We start from the raw sequence: 22,305 nt of genomic DNA on the forward strand, positions 1-22,305 counted from the left end.
ACTGATGGTGTGACGACCGAGTTGATGGAGGAATTCACCGACTGGCTCGCCGAGTCAGGGGCTGGCGGCGACGTTGGTCAGGTGGAGACGTTCTTGACTTTCCTGGCGGGTGCGCCAGTGGAGAGCATCCAAGACGAGGTCATCCGGGCTTTTCTGCTCGACTGGTGCCCGCGGCATCTGAATATGCCCGCGGAGCGGTCGTGGGAGATGTGCGAGTCAGTGGCCGATTTCGTCTTATTCCTGGGCTGGACTGGACGTCTGCGCGGCGGGACCCGTAATGCCCGCAAACTGGCGAGGATGGCGGTGGGCCTCGCCGACACCATGTCCGCAAAGATGGCCGACCCGGATAACTTCGGGATGTCGAAGTCCCTGTTCGCCAGTATCGAGGGCGCGGAGTCGATGACCGAGCAGGAACTTCTCGCCGCCGTGCAGCGCCGCGTCGACGAACACAACGCTCTTCCCCTGGATGAGCGCAGGGCCGCAACCGATCGCTTCTTCGACTCCCCGCCCCAGTTGTTAGAGCTCCCATTCATTCACGTCCCGCCGTCTGAATCCGACGTGGCGGCGACGGCTGCCGAAGCGGAGCTGCACGCGAAGGTGGAGGCGCTCCGCGATTATCTCGGCCAGGAGGGCATATCCCTCACGGCGAAGGGCAACCTGAAGCTGGCTGACGGCCGAGCATTGGTCGATCTCCTGGCTACCGGCGACGAAGTGGATCCCGCCTACGGTGACAAGGTATTCCGAACGCAGTCCACGGCATCGCTGCGCCAATTGATGTATCTGATCGCCGTGGCGAAAGAGTCGGGCGCAGTCCGCTTCCACAATAATCGGCTTGTTCCGGTGAAGGCGTGGGCACGACAGACTCCAATTACGAAGGCCACCATGCTTTTCCGCACGGTTCTCGAGTACGGAGCGCTGTCGATGATGGGGGTGCAAGGCTCGTTCTTCGGCGCGGTCCATGGGTTGCTGGATGACGGGGTAGTGCACTGGCTGGCGGGCCTCATCGCACCGACGGCGAGGGCACCCTTCGACGACATCGTCGACCTGAACCGACACGTAGTCCTCGAGGAGTTCGGAACTGCCGACGACGAATTGCTCAATATCTACCTGTCAGGCGAGATGCTCGCGGATGACGTCAGCCGAATCCTGAAGGTCCTGGCGATGACGGGCGCCATCGAATGGTCCGATCGCGAATCGTCGTTCAACCAGTGGAACCGGGAAATGTGGCGGGGCGGGACGGTCGCCATGACCGCATTCGGCCGCTACGTCGTACCGGACTATCTGCCCGCGGCCGGCATGGTCCTGCGCACCGCACCCGACCTGTCCGAGGCAGACCTCACCGATCTGATCGATGTGATGGATGTTCAACCGCAGGAACAACACTCGACGACGCTGGCCTCCTGGAAGCCCGCACTGTCGGTGGCCGAGCGCGCAGGCCTGATATCCGCCTTCATCGCTGAGGCCGACACCGGCCGCGAGCGGCTGGTCGGGTTACGCCTGCTCGGGATGTTCGACACCGAAGTGGCCGAACCGTACATGCGGCAGCTGCTTGACACCGACGCAGCCGGGCATGCTGCCATCTGGTTGCTTGAACACGGCCTGGCTGACGGCGACACCGTCGGCAGCTTCATCACGCCCGCCATCCTGGTCGATATCCTCGCCCAGCTGGTCGACCAACCGGACGTCTTGTGCGAACAGTTTCTTCGCAGTGGCGATCCCGAACACATGCTGGAGTTCTTCTGGCGCCACCCAGCGCCCGAAGTGGCTAGCCTGCTTGACATTCTCGGCAGCCATCTGCCAGACCGGACACTGGCCAAGCATGCCCGTAAGGCAGCGATAAGACATCGCAGCTGGATGGCTAACGGCGGCTTCGCCTGATCACCTTCCGAGGCCGTCCAATGTCATCGCCGCGGGGTTGCGCGAGCCCCGTCGCTCATCGTCTGGGCATTCACTGGCGTACGGCTGTTGCCGTTCGAAGCCATCTACGGTTGTCGCCGATCGCCAACTTCCTCAAGAGAAGTACGCCGGCGAACGGTGCGCGCCGACAAACAACTCCTACCGGCTAACTCCGATTGATGGAACATGAACGCAAAGATCCTCGCCCTCTCGACGTGAATACCAGCCCCGTCATATCAGCTCTATACTGCCAGCGTGGGCGAAATGAACGTCGACCCGATCGCACTCCACGCACTGGCAACGATGTGCCAGAGCTGGTCAGCTGAGCTGGCAGCAACCTCCAACCCGGGGACGCTAGCAACGCCATCCCAGGCAACCGCCGCGGCAGTCGCGTCCGTACATGCCGATCTTGGGTTGGCATCGGCGACATTCTCTGCGCGCATGGAGTCGACGGCCACCGTGCTGGTCGACAGCAGTGACACATTTTCCGCAAACGAGGACACGTCCTCGTCTCGCCTGAGCAATCTCACCGTGAACCTGTGAGGCCTAACAGCGGTGTTATCCCCACTCTCTCAGCGGTGAGCGGATGGGATACCACTCACCTCACCCAAGCCGCAGTCCACTGGACAAACACCGCCACGACGTGGGAAGACACGTTCACGCAGCTCTCGCAATCGATCGGCAAACCCGGTGGTTCGCCATGGCTCGGAGAAGCGGCCGACGCCGCGCATCAGCGCGCGTACACCGACCGACTCACAGTCATCCGGGCAGCCGACCAACTGCACTGCGCCTCGGCAGCCGCACGGTCAGGAGCTGAGAAGATCCGCTGGGCCCAACAGGAAGTACTTGGCGCCGTTCGCCGCGCTGAACAAGCGGGTTTCACTGTTGGGGAGGGCTTTTCAGTCGGCAGCAGCAACGCAGGCAGCCCTGCAATGTTGGCTGCACGGCAAGCGCAAGCACAGGTATTCGCAGCCGACATCCGCACCTCGGTCGCCAAGCTCATTGCCGCTGACCAACAAGCTGCGGGCAGAATCCTGGCAGCAGCCGACGGACTGGGTGGTGCAGGCTTCTCCGATGATCGCGACGCGACACCGGGCAAAAAGAAACCCACAATCCAAATGGTCGACGACCACCGAAGCGGCGAGCCATCGCCTCAGCCACCGGCACGAGGGTTACCCCCAGAGGGCGTACGTCCGCCAGTTGAAGGACCGCTCACACCAGGACCCGCCAGCCGCCCCAGCGAAGCTGGAAAGGGTGGTCAAAGTCTATGGGACAAAGACGGGGGTGAGTGGCGCTATTTTCCCGGGGACAAATGGCACAACCCCCACTGGGACTACAACGGACACGGCAACCCAAAGTCCCCGTGGGACAATATCCCGATCAATGGCCTCCCACCCCGCATAGGTGAAGCGCCGCCGATCATTTCGGGTCTGCCACCGTGGTTATTGAGTCCTGCGACGCCGGGTGTAGCAGGACCCCCGCAAAACCCACTATTCGCACCGTTCCCTGGAGCGACCATGCCTCAAACTGCACCGGCACCTGCCCCCGCGCCAAGACCGGCTCTTCTGCCAGATTTTCACATCCCCGCGCCTAATGCAGGCGACCTCCAGACCGCCGGCGGCGAAACGGCTGTAGTTGGTGGCGGGGGCTTGCTACTGCTGATACTCGGAGCGCTGGCACTGTCATGAGTAGTCAACCACGATGAACCTGTCCTTTGATGCCGACACCGTGTCCTCTCTCGCCGAGATGCTGGCCGAACATGTCGGCGAAGTCCATCTCGTACCAGCGGCACACTTGTCCTTATGGCTGCCCGAGCTACGCATGCCCGATCGCTGGAAAGAGACCAGTCCCGACGGAGTTGTCACGCGAATGCTGCGACGCCGGATTCGCGACGAAGCGCGCTGGGACGCATGCGAAGTTATCAATATCTATCGAGTAGCCGGAGCGATTCCCGATTCACTCGTGCATGAACAAGTCGCTCGCTCCTTGCGCGACAGCGGAGCTCACGCAATACGGAGCCAACCCGTCGATATTCCGCTGCAGTACAACGTCATCGCCGCCCAGGCGACCGGCTTACTTTCACTTGGAGACGATATTCTGCATAGCCAGTACACCGACTATGCCGTGAACACCGCGGCAGGCAGCGCACTCATCGAGCAGATAATTCTTGTTGTGGGCGGGTCTCTTTCAGTACTCAAAGACGAGTTGGCCGCCCTGAGCACCGGGTTGCAGCGTGCTCTACTAGCCAGCATCGATCGAACGCACCTATCCCCTGCACGAGCTGAGATACGAACGAGTGATCCGAGCCTGGGAGAGTCATGAGCATCGTCCGAGTCAACTTCCTTCCCGAGTTTCACTTCGGCGACGATGCCGTGCTCTTGACCGTGGACGGTGACGGGCTTGAGGCGTTCGGAGCGGCTCTGAACCAAGCTATCATTAACCGCTCATCGCAGCTTCGGCACGACGGGAACGAGCAGGAGTTCTATATCGAGCACGACGCGGCGAGCATCGAGCTCAGCCCCGGACACATTATCTGGCGACTGGACGAGGCCAAGGCTGCAGAGATCGCCGATGATCTGGCCGTGCTGAGCAACCCGCGCAACAGCGGCAAGACAGCCGGACACTTGTACGTCGATATCACAAGTCCGGCGGACACTCTCGTCATTTCACGGGACGAGTACACCGACATCGTCTATCCATGGGTGTCGCCAAAGCAAGCGCTCTAGCGAACCCGCCCCGGAGAAGGATCTGGGACCCGTTTTCACCAGTGTCCACCCCGCCCAGATGTCAGTGCTTATCGGCCGGGAGCCGGCACCCGGTGTGCCCCGACACCACCGCAGCCTTCTGCGAGGCCAGTCGCACGATGGTGCCGGTGTCGCTGGAGAACTGCACGTCGTGATCGTCGGGCGCGTCCTTGAACACGGTGACACTGTCGGCACCCAGGCTCCGCGCGGCCTGCGCGGCGATGTCGTAGGCCTGCTTCCAGTCCTGTTCCGGCACAGGCACATCCGAGACATAGCTGGGCAGCATGATCACCTGTCCCTCGGATTGCTCGTAGGGTGGACGGCAGCCAACGCGGCTCTCCTCGCGCCGCCAGGCGAACGTCACGGCGGGGGCCAGGGCCGAGATTTTTTGTCCGACATGCTCAATCGCCGAAGTGAGCTGGGCCTTCGTGTCTTCCAGGGTCGGCAAGGACGTCAGGGACGCCGCCGCCTGGCTGGCCTGCGTGGGATCGGTCGGCTTATAGGGATTGCTCACGTGACATCCTGAGGTCGTTAGGGTGATCGCCATCGCGCAGGTGAGGGCGACGAGTCGGCGGGACTGGCGAGATGGTCGCGGCGGGGTCATATGTGGGGTGCTCACTTCTGCGGAATGGGTGTTGTGCCGGCAATGACCGCGGCGATGTTGTAGCCGGTTGTATAGAGCTGATTGCTGGTGGCGTCCCAGCGCGGGTAGTCGCTGTGGCCGCTGGCACCGTGCAGCACTCGCCCGTCCAGGGCGCTCACCGCACCGGTCTCCAGATGGGTGAAGTTCGGGTTGGTGGCGGGGTTGGGCCCGAAGTTGCCCGCGCCGGTGACATCAGCTGTGACAAGACCGGATTCGGCGAGAGCGTTCCACGGCGGCGGCAGGAAGGGCGCCACGCCATGGACGATCGGCGGGCCGTCGTACACCCACTGGATGGGGTCATCGGGTGTCTCCATGGTGTAGACGTGTCCTGGCGTGAGGCCGAGCTGAGCGGGGGTGGTCGCCTCAATGCCCGGGGACCCGTAGAACAACGCCTTGTCGACACCGTGGTCGCCGGGTTCTTGGAGGGCAAGGCCGGTGGTGAGTGAGCCGTAGGAGTGCCCGATGGCAGTCAGGTCGAGCGGGCCGTGGTGGGCGGCGGTGATGCCGTCGTAGAACCGGGACAGATCGTGGGCGCCCGCCTTGGCGACGTCGTCGTGGCTGACCGCCCAGCCGCCCTGCAGCGAGGCGGCCACGTTGTCGGTGCCCGGGACCTGCGGCGGGTCGTAGCCGATCCAGGCGATCGCGGCGACGCCTTCGCTGCCGCGGCCCGCGGCGTCGAGTTGCTGTTGGGCCTCGTTGCGCGCGTAGGACGCTTCGTCTGCCATCCCCCCGATCGCGTCGTGGACGGTGGTGTTGAGTCCCGGGGCCGTTACGGACACGTGCTCTGCGCTGTCGGGGTCCCCCACCGCGATGGCGGCTCTGGCTTGGCGGCCGCTGTCGGTGTCGAGCAACATCAGCTTGCGTTCGGGGTGCCCGGCGACTGCGTTGTCGACTTGTTGCAGGTCGGGTAGGTACCTGGCTCTGTTCAGGGCGTCGTCGTACTGGGCCTTCCAGGCCTGATACTGCTCGCGGTCGCGGGCGTAATTGCCTGCCGAGCGCGGGGTGGGCGGGTTCTGTCCGCTGGCCCACTGCGGGTGCTGTGCCTTGAGTGCGTCGGCCTGCGCCTGAGCGGCGTGCGCGGTGCGCAGTTGGTCGGCGAGGTTGAGCCGGTTGTAGTGGTCGGCGCCCGGATACAGGTCGTTACCGGCCGGCATGCCCGGATGGTTGCCGATGTTGTGGTCGCGGTTGTAGAGGTAGTCCTTTTGTTGCGTGGACAGGCTCTGCCAGTAGTCGGCGAACTGCTTCGGGTCATCCGGTGGCGGGCGGTCGGGCTGTGGGCTGGAGGCCGGGATCGGCGTCGCGCCGGCGGCCATGTTGATGGCGTTGGCCAGCGCCGTGTCGACCAGATTGGCTTGCGCCACAATCGCGTCGAGCCGGGGCTGCAGTTGGGCGTGCTTGAGTTCGGCTTCCATGGGATTGCGGACCTTCGGCCCGGGCAGGACCGTGCCCGCAATCGGATCGATCTCCATCCCAAGGGATTCCGCGTCCGCCTTGAGGGTGGTGAGCTCGGATTTGATGCGCTCGATGTTGTCGGCGGCGCTGCGGGCGGCGTTGGCGACGGCCAGCGCCTCCTGACCGTGGGCGTCGAGATCCTTGCGGGTTTGGCCGATCGCGTCTTTGGCGGCCTCGGCCGCCTCCCCGCCCCAGGTCTCGAAGGCCGGCAGCGTTGCCAGACCGTCGGCGGCATCCTGGGCGGCTTGGGCGCGACTGGTGGCGGCGTGGAACACCTCGCGCACGTCACCGGCGTTCCAGCGCTCGATGTCTTGGACGGTCAGGGTCACACCGGCTCACATAGCGGTCTGGTTCGCGATGGCATTCGCGGTGTGCGCCGGCTGTTGCAGGGCTTGGCTGTTGCGCTGCTCCATGTCGGCGAATCCGTTGGCGCTGGCATGCAATGCCTGCGCGTGGTCGCCCAGCCGGGTGACGAGTGCGGTCGTCGTCGCCACCCACTGCTCCGACAGGAGGGCCATCGCGGCGGCCGAAGCGCCCTGCCAGCCCGCCTGGGCGGCATCGATGCGGCTGGCTGCGGCCGCGTGCGTGGTGGCTACGTCTTCGCCGTGGCCGGTCACCGCGGTTCCTGATGCGGCCAGCTGTTCGATATTGACCCGAAGCGACATGTCATCTCCCTCCAGACCTGCTGGGTTATGGATACCAGCAAAGTGCGGAGGGGCGCCAGTTAGGTCGGAGGTGAACGACGGAACCCACGCGCTACGGACATCAGCGAAAAGCCCCTCTTGCGAGAGGATCAATACGGCACATATCGGCCGCAGATGCCGTAGTCGAAGCGCGCCTAAACAAGTCCGCGGATGAGTACTCGACCGCTCTAAATACTTAGATCAGCTAGTAGTCGCGTGTGTGGGACCTTAGCTGTCGCCGTGGGGGTTCCATCTCCCAGCGACACGAGACATGCTCAGTTCTGCCGATACTGGAATGGATACATCCTTCGCGAAAGTAAATAGATCGATCTCATCCGCCGTCTTCACCGCCATCTAGATTGACGCGAAGTAAATTCAACGCAGCGCAGGGCTGTGAAACTCCTGTCAGTTCTCGAAAGAGAGCTTTATTTCGTGCGGAGTCCTGTGAAATGCCCGAACAGGGGAATCTCCAAGGTCTAGATACCGCCCGTTCGACTACCTCGCGATCGCTCGTACCTGCGCGTCTACGGCTTCATTCAGCCGTACGCCAGACTCCGGAAGGACCAAACCATGACCACAGGTGCCGAGCCGGCTCAGGCGCGACAGCTCATTGGCGAGGGTGGCCTATCAGTCAGTGTCGAAAACCCCGAGCTTGTCGGGATCGTACTCGAAGCCCTGCCGGCGCTCGGCGTGCTCGGCGCCCGGCTGTCGGATTTCGCAAACTCCGGCGACGGAGCAAACGTAAACAACAACCAACTTGCACTATCTCTCGAACTTATAGGCCTGACGACATCCATCCTCCTCGCTTGTATTGATACGAAATGCAACCTGGATTCCAACAGCGCGCCATCTGAAGTCGACAGGCGTCCGCGCGGGTCAAGCAATGACATGATCACCAGATGCCATCACGATCCTCCACACTGCTGGGACTACAACGGCAAATATATAGAATGCCCTCGATAGTATGGAAAGCGCGGGAGGGAAGAGTATATACCTACTATTCTGCCTCAGTGGAGCGTTAGTCGTCTATTTCCTCCCGCACCAGCAGCACTACTGGCCACTGTATATCCTTGCAGGCGCATTCGCGATCGGACTTATGCTACTTCTCGCGGGTAGGTGCTTGATGGGTCAGCACCCAGTGTTAGCCGTCATCGCGATCCAGGGGTCGATCTTAGCAACCGTTTCGGCAGGTATCACACTAATTGGCCTAGCGCTTTGGGGAGAGGAAGTGGCACGACGCTACGTTCAATGGCTACCCGCCGCTGAAAAGGACACACTCCTCCGAGGAGGGGTGATGCTGATCGGCGGGTTGGTGTTGTTCCTGTTCGCCAACAGGTTCGGCAATCCCGAGAGCAAGGTATATCCCGCTGGGCAGACGAAGGCGATCTTTGAGAAAGTGTTCAGCGGCAGGACAGGTATAAAAACCGTACAACAACAGGCGGTTTATGAACCGCACGTGGACCCACCGTTCAAGACCGAAGGTTGGCGATTTAGGGCCAGAATTACCCGCGCTCGAGCATTAAACGTACTTGTGCAGAAGAATCCTGCAAGGGAACCGCACCCGGTGGAGCCTCAGACGCCCTCGTCGGATGCGGAATCAGCGCCAGCAGGCGATACACCAACACACGACAGCGAAGACCCACACGCTCAGTAGCGCGCCATGGGACCTTCCCGCCAAAAAATTAAACATCAGCCGATTTATTCGCCGCCTCGTGCAGTGGGGCGGGAGCAGGCAACCTCGCATAAGTTGGCCTGCGCCGACCCCGAGTCCTCAAGCAACCATTCTGAGCAATCGCTACCCACGGCGCGACTTCACCATCGACCCCACCAGGGACTACCAACCCACCGGCGCTCCCAAAGGCCCCAAACGTAAAAACCGCGGACCTAAAGTAGGTCCGCAGCTATTCCGATGTCCTGCGATACTCTACCCACGAAAACAACCCCCAAAGAAATCTCCGAGGGCTGTTTCGTTTAGTAGCGGGACAGGATTCGAACCTGCGACCTCTGGGTTATGAGCTGTCGTCTCAATAGTTTGCTAGGTCCGTTAAGTCCCATTTATGCAGGTACCCCTGGCGTGCTCGCCCCATGACGGGGCGGGTGTAGCCCAGATTGCGCGCAGTGATGTACACAACAGATCGTCCGCGGGTGATCGGTTGGGTTGGTCACCGCGTTCGGTGCGTGGTGGCCTAGAAGGCATCATGTTCCGCGATCACCTCGTATAGGGCAGGGCTGGACGCGAATTCGCGCAACGCCGGATCGGCGAACAATGCGCGACACTCGGCAGTGGTGTGCGCGGCCAGGTATTCGGCGGCCGAGTTCCACACCGCGACGTTGACGTACCGGTACGTGGCGTCCCCCGAAAGCGCACGGTGCAGCCGCAGACCGATGAAGCCCGGCTGTGCCCGAAAGTAGCTGCTGGTACGTTGCCAAATTTCCTCGAACGGCCCGTCGCGGTCGGCGGTGACGACGAACGAATTGATCAGCGTGACCGGGCCGGCATGCGGCGCAACGGGAGTCGAGGCAGTCCGCCCATCGGGGTCAGTGGTGGCCGTCATCGCAACCCCCATGCCCGAGCGCCGGCCCGCATTCAATTGCGTGAAGCAATCTAGTATGGATGGCATGCTGCCCAACACCTATGAGCGCCAGGTCTGCTCGATCGCCCGCAGTCTGGAGGTGATCGGCGAGCGATGGACGCTGTTGATCGTTCGGGATGCGCTGAAGGGAGTGCGGCGGTTCGAGGACTTCCGCTCCCGGCTGGGCATCGCCCACAACGTGCTTAGTGAGCGTCTGGCGCGGCTCACCGAGGCCGGCGTGCTGGAGCGCCGGCTCTACCAGTCCCGGCCGGACCGGTATGAGTACGTGCTCACCGAGCGAGGCCTCGACCTCTGGCCGGTGGTGATGTCGTTGCTGATGTGGGGAGACCGCTACTTCGCTCCCGACGGCCCACCGGTGTTGACGCTGCACCGCGGTTGCGGTGGTCGGCTCACCCCCGGCTTCACCTGCGACGAGTGCGGCGCGAACCTGGGCCCCGGGGACGTCGAGCTGCTGCCAGGCCCGGGCCGAAGCGCCAGCGCCTAACTCGGGCGGGAGTGGGCGGCGACGGCGACCCACATAGAAATTTCGTTGTGTCCATTGCGTCATGCAACTGACTGTGCCAGAGTCGATTGCATAACGCAATCGACTCGAAGGAAACATCTCATGACCGACGCTCCGATCCTCGTCACCGGTGCCGCGGGCGGCACCCAGGGCTCGACGGGCTTACACGTCACCCGACTACTGCGCGAGCGCGGCGAACCAGTACGCGCATTCGTCCACCACCTCGACGACCGCTCGGAACGGTTGCGCGCGTGGGGAGCCGAGGTGGTCCAAGGCGACCTTCTCGATCTGCCCACAGTCACCGCAGCCATGGACGGCGTCGACCGCGCCTACTTCGCCTACCCCGTCCAGGACGGACTGCTGCAGGCTGCCGCGACGTTCGCCGCAGCAGCCCGCTCCGCAGGCGTCGAGCAGGTCGTGAATCTCTCTCAATGGCTGCAGCCCGACGGCGCTCACCCGACACCGCACCAGACCCGGCACTGGCTCGTCGAGCAAGTCTTCGACTGGGCGCTGATTGGCGCCGTGCATCTCGACGCCGCGGTGTTCTACGAGAATCTGCGCGCCCTGGTCGGGCCCACCCTGGCGAGGGGGGTCATCGCCGTGCCATGGGGACCGGCGACGACCGCGATCCCGATGGTGGGTGCAGAGGATGTCGCGCGCGTGGCCGCCGCAGTGCTGACCGGGCCCACCCTGCCGAACGGCACGGTGCTGCGCTTGATGGCGGGCAGCGTCACCAACGGCGAGATCGCCGACGCCTTCGCAGGCGCACTCGGCCGTCCGGTGCAGTACGTCGAGACCACCGACGAACAGTGGGCCAGCGTCGCGTCTGCCGCCGGGCTTCCGGACGTCGCCGTCGAGCACCTCGGCCACCTGTGGCGCTACCTTCGCACTCGCCCAACGGAATACCAGGCGCTGTACCACGTCAGCGACACCTTCGAACAGTTCACCGGACGCCGCCCGCGGTCGCTGACCGATTTCCTCGCCGACCACGAAGGCCTCTTCGCAGAAGCGGTGGCGCGGTGATGTCCACTCCAGGCGCGAGCACCTATGTCCTGGGCCATGCCGACGTCGAGCTGCAACGGCTGCTGCTGCAGGGTCGGCTGTACAACCACCACACCGAGCACGCACTCCGATTGGCCGGGTTGCGGGAGGGTATGCGGGTTCTCGACGTCGGCTGCGGACCCGGGGAGGTGTCCTTCCTGGCTGCCCGCATCGTCGGTCCCACCGGCAGCGTGCTCGGCGTCGATGCCGACGGCGACGTCATCGAGTTCGCGCGCGCCCGCGCCGCCGAACGTGAACTGCCCACGGTCAGCTTTCAGACCGCGACCATCGCCGAGCTCACCCTCGACGAGCCGGTCGACGCGGTCATCGGCCGGCTCATCTTGATGCATCTTCCCGAGCCGGTCGCGACGCTGCGTCAACTCGCCGCGCTGGTACGTCCCGGCGGTCTGATTGCATTCAGCGAGAACGACATCACTGCCGCGCGCTCCATACCGACCCTGCCCGAGTTCGCGGGCGTGACCGACGGGATCGTCGCCTGTTTTCGGGCCGTCGGCCTCGATCCCGCCTTCGGAACCAAGCTGCACAGCCTATTCCGACGCGCGGGCCTACCCGCACCTCGGCTCACCTCGGGTGCACCGGTCGGTGGTGCGAACGACACCGACGTCCTCGCCTACGCGGTCGAGGTCTGGCGCCTGATGCTGCCGGTCGCCACCCGGCTTGGCCTGGTCACCGACGAACTGGCCGATGTCGAAACCCTGCTGCCGACGTGGCGCGACGAGTTGGCGGCCGTCGACGCGATCATGATGATGCCGCCACTGCTCACCGCCTGGTCGCGACTACCGACGTAGGCGACGCCCGTGCGACGTAATCCGGAGGGATGTCGGTGAGCCGGAGACGCGCCAGCTGAGGTGCGGAGGAGGCCGGACGGACAGGTGGCGGGCGACCGCGCTTGAGGACGTGCGCGCCGCGGTCGGCGCCAGCCGGCATGAGGGCTGCAGCGACAACCGGCTCGGCGACGGCGCAGTCGAACTGACCGCCTGAGCAACACGTCGGGCACGGCCCCAAGCGCCGGTTTAGGGCGTGTTGCCCCTTTGGCCCTACGGAAAGATAGCTAGCTTTGCGAATGCCCTAAAGCGTTCCCATGACCCACGAAAACGGCCCCCGGAGAAATCTCCGGGGGCCGTTTCGATTAGTAGCGGGGACAGGATTCGAACCTGCGACCTCTGGGTTATGAGCCCAGCGAGCTACCGAGCTGCTCCACCCCGCGACGGGTAAACACAACGTTACCCAACGGCAGCCAATGCAACCAAATCGGGTGCTCAGAGGCTCCTGATCTGCACGGTTTGAATCCTGCCGCGATACCGGACAGTCTCAATACAGACATGACCAAGATTTCAGCGCCCCGTACCGTAACCGCAGCATTGACCCTCGTGATGGCTCTGAGCGCGACCGCCTGCGACAACCAGGTCGGCGTTCCGGGCACCGCGTCCAGCTCCGCCACCGCTCCGGCACCTGCGGCCCCCTCAACCACCACTAAGGCCACCAGCACGCCGACGACGGCCCGTGCGCAGCCTCAGGACTACTCGCGCCTGCTCCTCGAAGGCCGGGACATCTCCTCGGCCGAGGACACCTACACCGCCCAGCCGACGGGCCCGAATCAGGACCCCAAGACCGGTGCCGAAGTGCTGCTCGTCAACCAGGACCAGACGAAGGCCGTCAACATCCTCATCGCGGAACTCCCCGATCCGGCCGCCGCACCGTCCGCGCTCCAGGAAGCACAAGCGAACCTGCCGAAAACGCTGACCGGCGGCCAACCGCAGCCCTCCCCGGTGGGCAGCGGGGGCACCGTGGTGTCGGGCACCTCCCCGGACGGCACCAAGTCGGTGACCGTCCTGCTGTTCACCGAAGGCACCGCGCTGGCACGCATCGAATTCGACGGCCTACCAGGCCAACCCGCCTCAAATGCCCTAGTGACCAACGTCGGGCAGAAGCAGGACATCGCGTTACGCGTCGGCCAGGCAGCGCGCTAACGCCGCTTGGGCACCGCCACCCGCATGAGGTCCTCGGCCACCACCGTGTCCCCGGTGAACTCGCGAGCGGCCTCCTCGCGATACCGCTCGCCAGCATCGGGATAGCGCTGCGAGAAGTGCGTCAACACCAGCCTGTGCACCCCGCATTCGCGCGCCACCCGAGCGGCCTGCCGGGCGGTCAGATGGCCGTATTCGCTTGCCAGGCACTCATCTTCGTCGAGAAAGGTCGCTTCGATGACCAGCAGGTCGACCCCGTCAGCCAGGGCGTACACGTTGTCGCACAGCCGGGTGTCCATCACGAACGCGAAGCGCTGGCCCCGCCTGACCTGACTGACCTCGTCGGCCGACACGACCCGCTCCCCCACCCGGACCGACCCGCTCCGGTCCAGCTCCCCGACCGCAGGACCGTCAATTCCGAAGGCGGCCAGGGCTTCCGGAAGGAACCGTCGTCCGTCCGGCTCCACGAGGCGGTAGCCGTAGACCTCGATCGAATGGTCCAGCGGCAGCGCTTCCAGGACGCCGAACGCACCCACCGCGACGGGCCCGGGGCCGCGGACTGGTTCCTCGTGGACGTCGACGACGTCGTGGAACGCCGAGGCGTGCCGAAGCCGCTCGAAGTACACCTGCCCAGAGTGCGGGTAGTGCGCGGTAACAGGACGGTCAGTGCGATCCAGTGACAGGCGCTGCAGCACTCCCGGCACACCCAGACAGTGATCGCCGTGAAAGTGCGTGAGGCACAACCGTGTCACGCTGCTGGGCGCCACCCCGGCGAACAGCATCTGCCGCTGGGTGCCCTCCCCCGGATCGAAGAGGAAACCCTCGCCGTCCCACCGCAGCAGGTAGCCGTTGTGGTTGCGATACCGGGTCGGCACCTGGCTGGCGGTACCCAGTACGACTAGTTCCCGCACCCGGGACTACTTGGCTGAGTCGTACGCATTCATCGCATCGTTGAGCCGCTGCAGCGCCGAGCCGTAGTCGGCGAAGTTGCCGCCCTGCTGGGCATCGCGCACCGCTGTCAGCGCCGCTTCGATGTCCTTGAGCGCAGCCGACTTTGCCGGCGAGAGCGCCGTCGGCCCACCGGGCACCGCAGGCACCGCGGCGATCGGGGTGGGCACCTCCGGCGCCGCACCCGGCGGCGGTACGCCTGCGGGCGTGTCAGCGGGCTTGGCGCCCGGCGCAGGGGCGACGCCGGGGCCAGTGGCCGGAGCCGGACCCGTCGCCGTGGCGCCCGCACCGGCCCCGAAGATCCCGTCGAGCGCAGTACTGACCGTCGGCCCGTAACCGACCTTGTCGTTGTACATCATCGCCACCCGGATCAACCGTGGATACGACGACGCCGCGTCACTGGCTCCCGGCGAGGCATACACCGGTGCCACATAGATCAGGCCGCCCTGCCCCACCGGCAACGTGAGCAGGTTGCCCCACCGGATCCGGTTCTGGTTGTCCCGGCCGATGACACCCAGGTCCTGGCTGACCGCGGTGTCGGTACTGATCGCGTTGAACGCCAGCTTCGGACCGTTGACCTGACCGGGAATGGTCAGCACCGTGATCTTGCCGTAGGTGTCGGGATCGGAACTCGCGCTGATATAGGCGGCCAGGAAGTCCCGGCGGAACCGGTTCATCGCGCTCGTCAACTGGAACGACGCCGAATTGTCATTGCGGGCAAGGTCTTTGGCCACGATGTAGTACGGCGGCTGGTAACTGCTGGCCGTCGGGTTCGGGTCCAGCGGCACGTCCCAGAAATCCGAGGTGGAGAAGAACGTCACCGGGTCGTCGACGTGGTACTTGGCCAGCAGCATGCGCTGCACCTTGAACAGATCTTCGGGGTAGCGCAGATGCGCCGCCAGATCCGGACTGATGTCGCTCTTCGGTTTGATCGTGCCGGGGAAGACGCTCATCCACGCCTTGAGAACCGGGTCGGACTCGTCCTGCGCGTACAGGGTGACGGTGCCGTCGTAGGCATCGACAGTGGCCTTCACCGAGTTACGGATGTAGGACACCTGCTTATCCGGGGCCAGCCGGTTCAGCGCCACCTCGTTGGAATCCGCGGTCGCCGAGGACAGCGACGTCAACTCCGAGTACGGGTAGTTGTCCAGCGTGGTGTAGCCGTCGACGATCCACACCATCCGCTTGTTGACGATCGCCGGGTACACCGTCGAGTCGGTGGTCAGCCACGGCGCCACCGCCTCCACCCGTTGGGCGGGATCACGGTTGAACAGGATCTTGCTGTTCTCCCCGATCACGTTGGAGAACAAGAAGTTCCGCTCGGCGAACTTGGCTGCGAACACCGAACGGGCCAGCCAGTTGCCCACCGGGACACCACCGGTGCCCGAGTAGGTGTAGTTCTTGGTTTCGGTGTTGGTCTCGTAGTCGTACTCGCGGTCGGCGCCGTTCTTGCCGACGATCGCGTAGTCGTTGGCGGTGTTGGCGATCACCGGGCCGAAGTAGATACGCGGCTGGTCCAGCGGTGCCGGCCCCGGCGAGATCACGCTGCCGTTGGCCCCGACAACACTGGCCAGGAATTCCGGGTACCCGCCATTCTGGTTGGGGTCGTTGGCAATTCCGCGCACGGTGTTGGCCGGGGAAGCGATGAAGCCGTTGCCGTGGGTGTAGACGGTGTGCCGGTTGATCCAGTCGCGCTGGTTGTCGATCAACCGGTCGGGGTTGAGTTCCCGTGCGGCGACCACGAAGTCGCGCAAGCCACCGTCGGGACCCACATAGCGGTCAATCGAGAGCTGATCGGGGAAGTAGTAGAAGTTCTTGCCCTGCTGGAACTGGGTGAACGCCGGGCTGATGATCGTGGGATCCAGCACCCGGATGTTCGACGTGGTGGCCCGATCCGAGGCCACCTGCTGGGCGGTGGCCGGCGCGTTCCCGCTGTAGTCGCGGTAGGTGACCGAATCCTTGGTCAACCCGTAGGCCTGCCTGGTCGCGGTGATACTGCGGCTGATGTATTCGCTTTCCTTCTGCGCCGCATTGGGTTTGACGCTGATCTGCTCGACGATCATCGGCCAGCCCGCGCCCACGATCAGCGAGCTCAGCAGCAGCAGCACCAGACCGATCGCCGGAATACGCAAGTCGCGCAGGAACAGCGCCGAGAACACCGCCGCCGCGCAGATCAACGCGATCGCCATCAGGATCAGCTTGGCCGGCAGCACCGCGTTGATATCGGTGTAGCCCGCACCGGTGAACGGCTTGCCCACCCGGGTGTGGCTGAGTAGCTCGTAGCGGTCGAACCAGTAGGCGACGGCCTTGAGCAGCACCAGCACACCCACCAACGCCACCAGCTGGATACGCGCCGGGCGGCTCAGCACACCGGTGCGGCCGGCCAGTCGGATGCCGCCGAAGATGTAGTGGCTGATCAGATTGGCCAGGAACGCCAGGAACACCGCGGCGAACAGGAACGACAGCACCAGCCGGTAGAACGGCAGATCGAAGGCGTAGAACCCGAGGTCCTTGCCGAACTGCGGATCGGTGACCCCGAAGTCGCCGCCGTGCAGGAACAGCTGAATCCGCGGCCAGTAGCTCTGCGCCACGATGCCGGCCAGCAGACCGATCACCGCGGGCGCGCCGATACCGAACAGCTTCAGCCGAGCCATCACCGCGGTGCGATACCGCGCCACCGGGTCGTTGGGGCCGACGGTCGGCACGAACACCGGCCGGGTCCGGTAGGCCAGCGCCAGCCCGGCGAACACGATGGCGCCGACGAGCAGGCCGGCCGCCAGGAACACCACCAGCCGGGTCACCAGGACGGTGGTGAACACCGAGCGGTAGCCCAGCTCGCCGAACCACAACCAATCCACATAGGTGTCGATCAGGCGGGGACCCACCAGCAGCAGGACGACCACCGCGAGGGCGACACCGATGAGGATCCGGCTACGCCGAGTCAGCTTCGGCATCCTGGCAGCGGGCCGCATACTCACCTGTCAGGCTCCTGTTTCGTCTCGGGCAGCGGTCACCCGCTGTCGGGAGAAGTACGGACCCAACTCTACGCATCACCGCGGAGCAACCGGTTTACCGCGATCCTCAGCAGGTGGGCGGACGGCCGCCCGAGGTCAGGGTGTGCAACGAATCGACCGCCCCGCTGAGGGTGTCGACCTTTACCAGCTCCATCGAGTCGTCGCGAAGCGAGCGGGCTTCGTCGCAGTTCTCGGCAGGCACCAGAAACACCGTCGCGCCGGCCTCTTGGGCGGCCATCATCTTGTGGGTGATGCCGCCGATCGGGCCCACCTTGCCGTCCTCGCTGATGGTTCCGGTACCGGCGACGAACTTCGCGCCGTTGATGTCGCCGGTGGTCAGCTTGTCGACGACGGCCAGGCTGAACATCAGGCCCGCCGACGGCCCGCCGATATTGGCCAGGTTGAAGTCGATGCTGAACGGCGCCCATGGTGCGTCGAGCACGGCCACCCCCAGGTAGCCGTAGTCGCGGTCCTCGTTCTTACCCAGGGTGACCTTCGCCGACCCCGGTGGGGCGTTCTTGCGGCGGTAGTCCAGGACGATCTCCTGGCCGGGCTTGGTGGCCTTGAGCAGTGCCGTGAACTCTGCGACGTTGGCGACCTTGGTGCCGTCGACGGCGTCGATGGCGTCACCGATCTGAAGCTTGCCCGCCGACGGGCCGGGATCGTTGACCTTCTCGACCCGCACCGCCTCGGGGTACTTCAGGTACCCCAGGGCGGCATACTCGGCGCTGAATTCCGACTGCTTGAAGTCGGCGTTCTGCGACTTCTCCACGTCCTCGCGGGACTTGTTCGGTGGGAACACCAGATCACGCGGCACCAGCTGTTCGCGTCCGGACACCCACAGCGTCAGCGCCTGCCCGAGCGTCAGGCCATCGCGCTGAGCCACCGTCGTCATGTTCAGATGCCCCGACGTCGGGTGCGTCGTGGTGCCCTCGATGTCGACCACCGGCTTGCCGTCGACCTCACCGAGGGTGTCGAACGTCGGGCCTGGCCCCAGCGACACGTAGGGCACCGTCACCACCGCCAGCAGCACGCCGAAGACGACGATCGGCACGAGCGCAGCCACCAGCGTCAGAATCCGCCTGTTCACGCCGCCAAGAGTACGGGCCGGTTCACTGACAGCGTGATCGCCGGTTACCCACTCAACATGGCGGGTGAGTACGGTTGATGTATGGCTGACCTGCCCTTCGGCTTCTCCGCTGGCGACGACCCCGACCGGGACAAGCCGAAGAAGGACCGCGACTCCGCCGGCAACGACCCGTTCGGGTTCGGCGGCGGCGACTTCAACCCGTCCGACCTCGGCCAGATCTTCACCCGCCTGGGCCAGATGTTCAGCGGCGCAGGCGGCGCCATGACCGGCGGATCCGGCGGCCCGATCAACTACGACCTGGCCCGCCAGTTGGCGTCGAGCTCGATCGGGTTCGTCGCCCCGATCCAGGAGGGCACCGCCTCGGCGATCGCCGACGCCGTCCACCTCGCCGACACCTGGCTCGACGGCGCCACGGCATTGCCCGCCGGCGCCACCCGGACCGTTGCCTGGACGCCCAGCGACTGGGTGGACAACACCCTGGACACCTGGAAGCGGCTGTGCGACCCGATGGCAGAACAGATTTCGTCGGTATGGGTGTCAGCGCTGCCCGAGGAAGCCAAGGCGATCGCCGGCCCGCTGATGGCGATGATGAGCCAGATGGGCGGTATGGCGTTCGGCTCGCAGCTGGGCCAGGCGCTGGGCAAGCTGTCCCGTGAGGTGCTGACGTCCACCGACATCGGCCTGCCGCTGGGCCCCAAGGGTGTGGCCGCACTGCTGCCCGAGGCCATCGAGACCCTCTCCGAAGGACTTGAGCAGCCGCGCAGCGAGGTCATGACGTTCCTGGCGGCCCGCGAGGCAGCCCACCACCGCTTGTTCATCCATGTGCCGTGGCTGTCGAGCCAGCTGCTCAACGCAGTCGAGTCCTACGCCAAGGGCATGAAGATCGACATGACCGGCATCGAGGAGCTGGCCCAGGGTTTCAACCCGGCCGCGCTGACCGACCCCGCCGCCATGGAGCAGCTGCTCAGCCAGGGCATGTTCGAGCCGAAGGCCACCCCTGAGCAGACCGCGGCCCTGGAACGCCTCGAGACGCTGCTGGCCCTGGTCGAGGGCTGGGTGCAGACCGTGGTGAGCGATGCCCTCGGCGACCGCATCCCCGGCACCGCGGCGCTCTCGGAGATGCTGCGCCGGCGCCGGGCCACCGCCGGGCCCGCCGAGCAGACCTTCGCCACCCTGGTCGGGCTGGAACTGCGGCCCCGCAAGATGCGTGAGGCCGCCGAACTGTGGGAGCGCCTCACCCAGGCCGCCGGCATCGACGCCCGCGACGCGGTGTGGCAGCATCCGGATCTGCTGCCCCGTGCCGAGGACCTCGACGAGCCTGCCGGGTTCATCGACCGCGTCATCGGCGGTGACACCGCGAACCTCGACATCGACGCGGCGATCGAGGAATTCCAGAAGGCAACGGAGGCCGAGGAGGCCGACAGACGGGCCGAAGACCAGAAGGCCCACGACGACGACGGGCCTGTGGATAGCTGATCCCGGCAGGCACCCTTGGGGTGCCATCCTCGCCGGATGGGCCGGCTCTATGCGCTAGACCCGGCGATGCCGGTACTGCTGCGACCCGACGGCGCAGTGCAGGTGGGCTGGGATCCGCGGCGCGCGGTTCTGGTCCGCCCGCCCGACGGGGTGAGTTCGGCCGAGCTGGCGGCCCTGCTGCGCGGCCTGCAGGTGCCACTGAACCTGGCGGCGCTGCAACACCTGGCCGGCCGGCACGGACTGCACGACCCCGGCGCCCTCGATGACCTGCTCGACGCCCTGGTGAGCGCCGGGGTGCTGCGCCACCGGACCGGCCGGGCCGCGCCCCGCGCATTGTCGATCCGGGTGCACGGCTGCGGGCCGCTGTCGGAACTTCTCCTCGACGCGCTGCGCTGCTCAGGGGCGCGGGTGGCGCACAGCAGCCACGCCAACGCCGTCGTCTCGGCCGCCGGCGCGGACATGGTGGTGCTCGCCGACTACCTGGTCGCCGACCCGCGCGTGGTGCGCGACCTGCACGCCGTCGGGGTGCCGCACCTGCCGGTTCGGGTCCGCGACGGGGCCGGCCTGATCGGCCCGCTGGTGATCCCGGGCGTCACCAGCTGCCTGGCGTGCGCCGACCTGCACCGCGCCGACCGCGACGCCGCCTGGCCCGCGTTGGCCGCGCAGTTGCGGGATGTGACCGGAACCGCCGATCACCCGACTGTGCTGGCCACCGTTGCTGTGGCACTGGCCCAACTGCAGCGGATTATCACCGCCGTGCGCGGCACCGAAGCCGCCGGCGAACCACCGGCCACACTCAACACCACCATCGAAGTCGACGTGCGTAAGAACACGATCTCAGCTCGTCGCTGGTCACGGCATCCGCGCTGCCAATGCTGACATCGGTGGTTGCCAGCATGGCGCCGTCGGGGATGATGGTGGGGTGGCAGACATCAAGCGCGGCCGCGCCGCCCGTAACGCCAAGTTGGCCAGCATCCCGGTCGGCTTTGCGGGACGGGCCGCGCTGGGCTTCGGAAAGCGGCTGACCGGCAAGTCCAAGGACGAGGTCAACGCCGAGCTGATGGAGAAGGCCGCCAATCAGCTGTTCACCGTCCTCGGCGAGCTCAAGGGCGGCGCGATGAAGGTCGGCCAGGCGCTGTCGGTCATGGAGGCCGCCATTCCCGAGGAGTTCGGGGAGCCCTACCGCGAAGCGCTGACCAAACTTCAGAAAGACGCACCGCCGCTGCCGGCAGCCAAGGTGCACCGAGTGCTCGACGGGCAGCTCGGCACCAAGTGGCGCGAGCGGTTCAGCTCCTTCGACGACGAGCAGATCGCGTCGGCCAGCATCGGCCAGGTGCACCGGGCGGTGTGGCACGACGGCCGCGACGTGGCCGTCAAGATCCAGTACCCGGGCGCCGACGAGGCCCTGCGCGCGGACCTCAAGACCATGCAGCGCATGGTCAGCGTGTTCAAGCAGCTCTCCCCCGGCGCCGACGTGCAGGGTGTGGTCGACGAACTGATCGAACGCACCGAGATGGAGTTGGACTACCGGCTCGAGGCCGAGAACCAGCGGGCGTTCGCCAAGGCCTACCACAACGACCCGCACTTCATCATCCCGCACGTGGTGGCCAGTGCCCCGAAGGTGATGATCACCGAATGGGTCGAGGGTGTGCCGATGTCGCAGATCATCCGCTCGGGCACCGTCGATCAGCGAGACCTTTGTGGCACAAGGCTTCTCGAGCTAACCCTGGGCGCACCGGCCCGGGTCGGGATGATGCACGGCGACGCCCACCCCGGCAACTTCATGCTGCGCGACGACGGCAAGATGGCGGTCATCGACTTCGGTGCGGTGGCCCCGCTACCCGACGGTCTTCCCATCGAACTGGGACAGATCATCCGCCTGGCGCGCGACAAGAACTACGACGAGCTGCTGCCCACGATGGAGAAGGTCGGCTTCATCCAGAAGGGTGAACAGGTGTCGGCCAAGGAGATCGACGACATGCTGCGCCAGTACGTCGAGCCGATGGAAGTCGAGGTCTTCCACTACACCCGCAAGTGGCTGCAGAAGATGGCCGCCGCCAACATGTCGGTTTCGGCCGAGCAGATCAAGACCGCGCGGGCGATGGATCTGCCTGCCAAGCTTGCGATTCCGCTGCGGGTAATCGCCTCGATCACCGCCATCTCGGCCCAGCTCGACGCGCACGTGCCGACCAAGTCGCTCACCGAGCAGCTGGTCCCCGGCTTCGACTGACCCG

General features: G+C 65.3%; 20 protein-coding genes and 1 tRNA gene. 13 read left to right on the forward strand and 8 right to left on the reverse strand.

The genetic code is table 11. From position 1 onward, the window contains the following. Nucleotides 1-9: 9 nt before the first annotated feature. The 4 genes from HBE64_RS17755 (at nt 10) to HBE64_RS24785 (ending at nt 4,622) form a co-directional block, all read left to right on the forward strand. On the forward strand, nt 10-1,878 hold the full coding sequence (locus tag HBE64_RS17755) for a hypothetical protein (RefSeq protein WP_167104971.1): 1,869 nt from the start codon (nt 10-12) through the stop codon (nt 1,876-1,878). Between the two features lie 273 nt (nt 1,879-2,151). Next, a complete protein-coding gene (locus HBE64_RS17760; RefSeq protein WP_167104975.1) occupies nt 2,152-2,439 on the forward strand; it encodes a hypothetical protein in 288 nt (95 codons plus the stop codon). A 1,158-nt stretch (nt 2,440-3,597) separates the two neighbouring features. After that, on the forward strand, nt 3,598-4,218 hold the full coding sequence (locus HBE64_RS24780; RefSeq protein WP_243841368.1) for a hypothetical protein: 621 nt from the start codon (nt 3,598-3,600) through the stop codon (nt 4,216-4,218). Then, nucleotides 4,215-4,622, forward strand: a complete 408-nt coding sequence (locus tag HBE64_RS24785; protein ID WP_243841369.1) for a hypothetical protein — start codon at nt 4,215-4,217, stop codon at nt 4,620-4,622. Before HBE64_RS24780 ends, HBE64_RS24785 begins: the two co-directional genes overlap by 4 nt. Nucleotides 4,623-4,683: 61 nt before the next feature. On the opposite strand, the gene HBE64_RS17770 is transcribed toward HBE64_RS24785, so the two are convergent. The 3 genes from HBE64_RS17770 to HBE64_RS17780 all read right to left on the reverse strand — a co-directional run bounded on the left by HBE64_RS17770 (nt 4,684) and on the right by HBE64_RS17780 (nt 7,400). Further along, entirely contained in the window at nt 4,684-5,154 is a 471-nt protein-coding gene (locus HBE64_RS17770) for an LppA family lipoprotein (protein WP_167104978.1), read from the reverse strand. A 101-nt stretch (nt 5,155-5,255) separates the two neighbouring features. Continuing rightward, nucleotides 5,256-7,064 carry an alpha/beta hydrolase gene (locus HBE64_RS17775; RefSeq protein ID WP_243841370.1) on the reverse strand — a complete coding sequence of 603 codons (1,809 nt, stop codon included), beginning with the start codon at nt 7,062-7,064 and terminating at the stop codon, nt 5,256-5,258. A gap of 6 nt (nt 7,065-7,070) precedes the next feature. After that, nucleotides 7,071-7,400: a WXG100 family type VII secretion target gene (locus tag HBE64_RS17780; RefSeq protein ID WP_167104981.1), complete on the reverse strand. Its 330-nt coding sequence runs from the start codon at nt 7,398-7,400 to the stop codon at nt 7,071-7,073. 588 nt (nt 7,401-7,988) lie between these two features. Between HBE64_RS17780 and HBE64_RS17785 the strand changes: the two genes are divergently transcribed. Both HBE64_RS17785 and HBE64_RS17790 read left to right on the forward strand, forming a co-directional pair. After that, nucleotides 7,989-8,381, forward strand: coding sequence for a hypothetical protein (locus HBE64_RS17785; RefSeq protein ID WP_167104984.1), 393 nt, complete (start codon nt 7,989-7,991; stop codon nt 8,379-8,381). 331 nt (nt 8,382-8,712) lie between these two features. After that, a complete protein-coding gene (locus HBE64_RS17790; protein ID WP_167104987.1) occupies nt 8,713-9,072 on the forward strand; it encodes a hypothetical protein in 360 nt (119 codons plus the stop codon). 532 nt (nt 9,073-9,604) lie between these two features. Here HBE64_RS17790 and HBE64_RS17795 read toward each other — a convergent pair. Continuing rightward, nucleotides 9,605-9,973, reverse strand: coding sequence for an antibiotic biosynthesis monooxygenase (locus HBE64_RS17795; protein ID WP_167104990.1), 369 nt, complete (start codon nt 9,971-9,973; stop codon nt 9,605-9,607). 64 nt (nt 9,974-10,037) lie between these two features. Between HBE64_RS17795 and HBE64_RS17800 the strand changes: the two genes are divergently transcribed. The 3 genes from HBE64_RS17800 to HBE64_RS17810 all read left to right on the forward strand — a co-directional run bounded on the left by HBE64_RS17800 (nt 10,038) and on the right by HBE64_RS17810 (nt 12,364). Beyond that, the gene (locus tag HBE64_RS17800) at nt 10,038-10,496 is read left to right on the forward strand and encodes a helix-turn-helix domain-containing protein (RefSeq protein WP_167104993.1); all 459 of its coding nucleotides are present in this window, start codon (nt 10,038-10,040) and stop codon (nt 10,494-10,496) included. Nucleotides 10,497-10,616: 120 nt separating this feature from the next. Beyond that, entirely contained in the window at nt 10,617-11,537 is a 921-nt protein-coding gene (locus tag HBE64_RS17805) for an NmrA family NAD(P)-binding protein (protein WP_167104996.1), read from the forward strand. Then, nucleotides 11,537-12,364, forward strand: coding sequence for a class I SAM-dependent methyltransferase (locus HBE64_RS17810; protein WP_167104999.1), 828 nt, complete (start codon nt 11,537-11,539; stop codon nt 12,362-12,364). Before HBE64_RS17805 ends, HBE64_RS17810 begins: the two co-directional genes overlap by 1 nt. 345 nt (nt 12,365-12,709) lie before the next feature. On the opposite strand, the gene HBE64_RS17815 is transcribed toward HBE64_RS17810, so the two are convergent. Continuing rightward, nucleotides 12,710-12,783, reverse strand: a tRNA-Met gene (locus HBE64_RS17815). Nucleotides 12,784-12,898: 115 nt separating this feature from the next. Between HBE64_RS17815 and HBE64_RS17820 the strand changes: the two genes are divergently transcribed. Beyond that, on the forward strand, nt 12,899-13,546 hold the full coding sequence (locus HBE64_RS17820; RefSeq protein WP_167105002.1) for a hypothetical protein: 648 nt from the start codon (nt 12,899-12,901) through the stop codon (nt 13,544-13,546). Here the strand turns inward: HBE64_RS17820 and HBE64_RS17825 are convergent. The 3 genes from HBE64_RS17825 to HBE64_RS17835 all read right to left on the reverse strand — a co-directional run bounded on the left by HBE64_RS17825 (nt 13,543) and on the right by HBE64_RS17835 (nt 18,595). Continuing rightward, nucleotides 13,543-14,454: a ribonuclease Z gene (locus HBE64_RS17825; RefSeq protein WP_167105005.1), complete on the reverse strand. Its 912-nt coding sequence runs from the start codon at nt 14,452-14,454 to the stop codon at nt 13,543-13,545. The two genes, HBE64_RS17820 and HBE64_RS17825, sit on opposite strands and share 4 nt — an antisense overlap. A gap of 6 nt (nt 14,455-14,460) precedes the next feature. Continuing rightward, on the reverse strand, nt 14,461-17,469 hold the full coding sequence (locus tag HBE64_RS17830) for a UPF0182 family protein (RefSeq protein WP_167105008.1): 3,009 nt from the start codon (nt 17,467-17,469) through the stop codon (nt 14,461-14,463). A gap of 103 nt (nt 17,470-17,572) precedes the next feature. Continuing rightward, entirely contained in the window at nt 17,573-18,595 is a 1,023-nt protein-coding gene (locus HBE64_RS17835; protein WP_167105011.1) for a PDZ domain-containing protein, read from the reverse strand. An 81-nt stretch (nt 18,596-18,676) separates the two neighbouring features. On the opposite strand from HBE64_RS17835, the gene HBE64_RS17840 reads away from it, so the two are divergent. The 3 genes from HBE64_RS17840 to HBE64_RS17850 are packed head-to-tail and all read left to right on the forward strand — an operon-like array spanning nt 18,677 to nt 22,301. After that, nucleotides 18,677-20,071 (forward strand): zinc-dependent metalloprotease, encoded by a 1,395-nt coding sequence (locus HBE64_RS17840; RefSeq protein ID WP_167105014.1) that lies wholly within the window; start codon nt 18,677-18,679, stop codon nt 20,069-20,071. Nucleotides 20,072-20,107: 36 nt separating this feature from the next. Further along, nucleotides 20,108-20,950 (forward strand): TOMM precursor leader peptide-binding protein, encoded by an 843-nt coding sequence (locus HBE64_RS17845; protein WP_208300502.1) that lies wholly within the window; start codon nt 20,108-20,110, stop codon nt 20,948-20,950. Nucleotide 20,951: 1 nt separating this feature from the next. After that, nucleotides 20,952-22,301, forward strand: a complete 1,350-nt coding sequence (locus HBE64_RS17850) for an AarF/ABC1/UbiB kinase family protein (protein ID WP_167109380.1) — start codon at nt 20,952-20,954, stop codon at nt 22,299-22,301. The last annotated feature ends 4 nt before the right edge of the window (nt 22,302-22,305 follow it).

The organism is Mycobacterium sp. DL592 (assembly GCF_011694515.1).
In the GTDB taxonomy this organism is placed as follows: domain Bacteria; phylum Actinomycetota; class Actinomycetes; order Mycobacteriales; family Mycobacteriaceae; genus Mycobacterium.

What these genes read in the sequence shown, in the direction of transcription:
- HBE64_RS24780 (WP_243841368.1), top strand. Translation starts at nt 3,598, where the DNA reads ATGAACCTGTCCTTTGATGCCGACACCGTGTCCTCTCTCGCCGAGATG.
- HBE64_RS24785 (WP_243841369.1), top strand. Translation starts at nt 4,215, where the DNA reads ATGAGCATCGTCCGAGTCAACTTCCTTCCCGAGTTTCACTTCGGCGAC.
- HBE64_RS17780 (WP_167104981.1), bottom strand. Translation starts at nt 7,400, where the DNA reads ATGTCGCTTCGGGTCAATATCGAACAGCTGGCCGCATCAGGAACCGCG.
- HBE64_RS17785 (WP_167104984.1), top strand. Translation starts at nt 7,989, where the DNA reads ATGACCACAGGTGCCGAGCCGGCTCAGGCGCGACAGCTCATTGGCGAG.
- HBE64_RS17790 (WP_167104987.1), top strand. Translation starts at nt 8,713, where the DNA reads ATGCTGATCGGCGGGTTGGTGTTGTTCCTGTTCGCCAACAGGTTCGGC.
- HBE64_RS17795 (WP_167104990.1), bottom strand. Translation starts at nt 9,973, where the DNA reads ATGACGGCCACCACTGACCCCGATGGGCGGACTGCCTCGACTCCCGTT.
- HBE64_RS17800 (WP_167104993.1), top strand. Translation starts at nt 10,038, where the DNA reads ATGCTGCCCAACACCTATGAGCGCCAGGTCTGCTCGATCGCCCGCAGT.
- HBE64_RS17805 (WP_167104996.1), top strand. Translation starts at nt 10,617, where the DNA reads ATGACCGACGCTCCGATCCTCGTCACCGGTGCCGCGGGCGGCACCCAG.
- HBE64_RS17810 (WP_167104999.1), top strand. Translation starts at nt 11,537, where the DNA reads ATGTCCACTCCAGGCGCGAGCACCTATGTCCTGGGCCATGCCGACGTC.
- HBE64_RS17820 (WP_167105002.1), top strand. Translation starts at nt 12,899, where the DNA reads ATGACCAAGATTTCAGCGCCCCGTACCGTAACCGCAGCATTGACCCTC.
- HBE64_RS17840 (WP_167105014.1), top strand. Translation starts at nt 18,677, where the DNA reads ATGGCTGACCTGCCCTTCGGCTTCTCCGCTGGCGACGACCCCGACCGG.
- HBE64_RS17845 (WP_208300502.1), top strand. Translation starts at nt 20,108, where the DNA reads ATGGGCCGGCTCTATGCGCTAGACCCGGCGATGCCGGTACTGCTGCGA.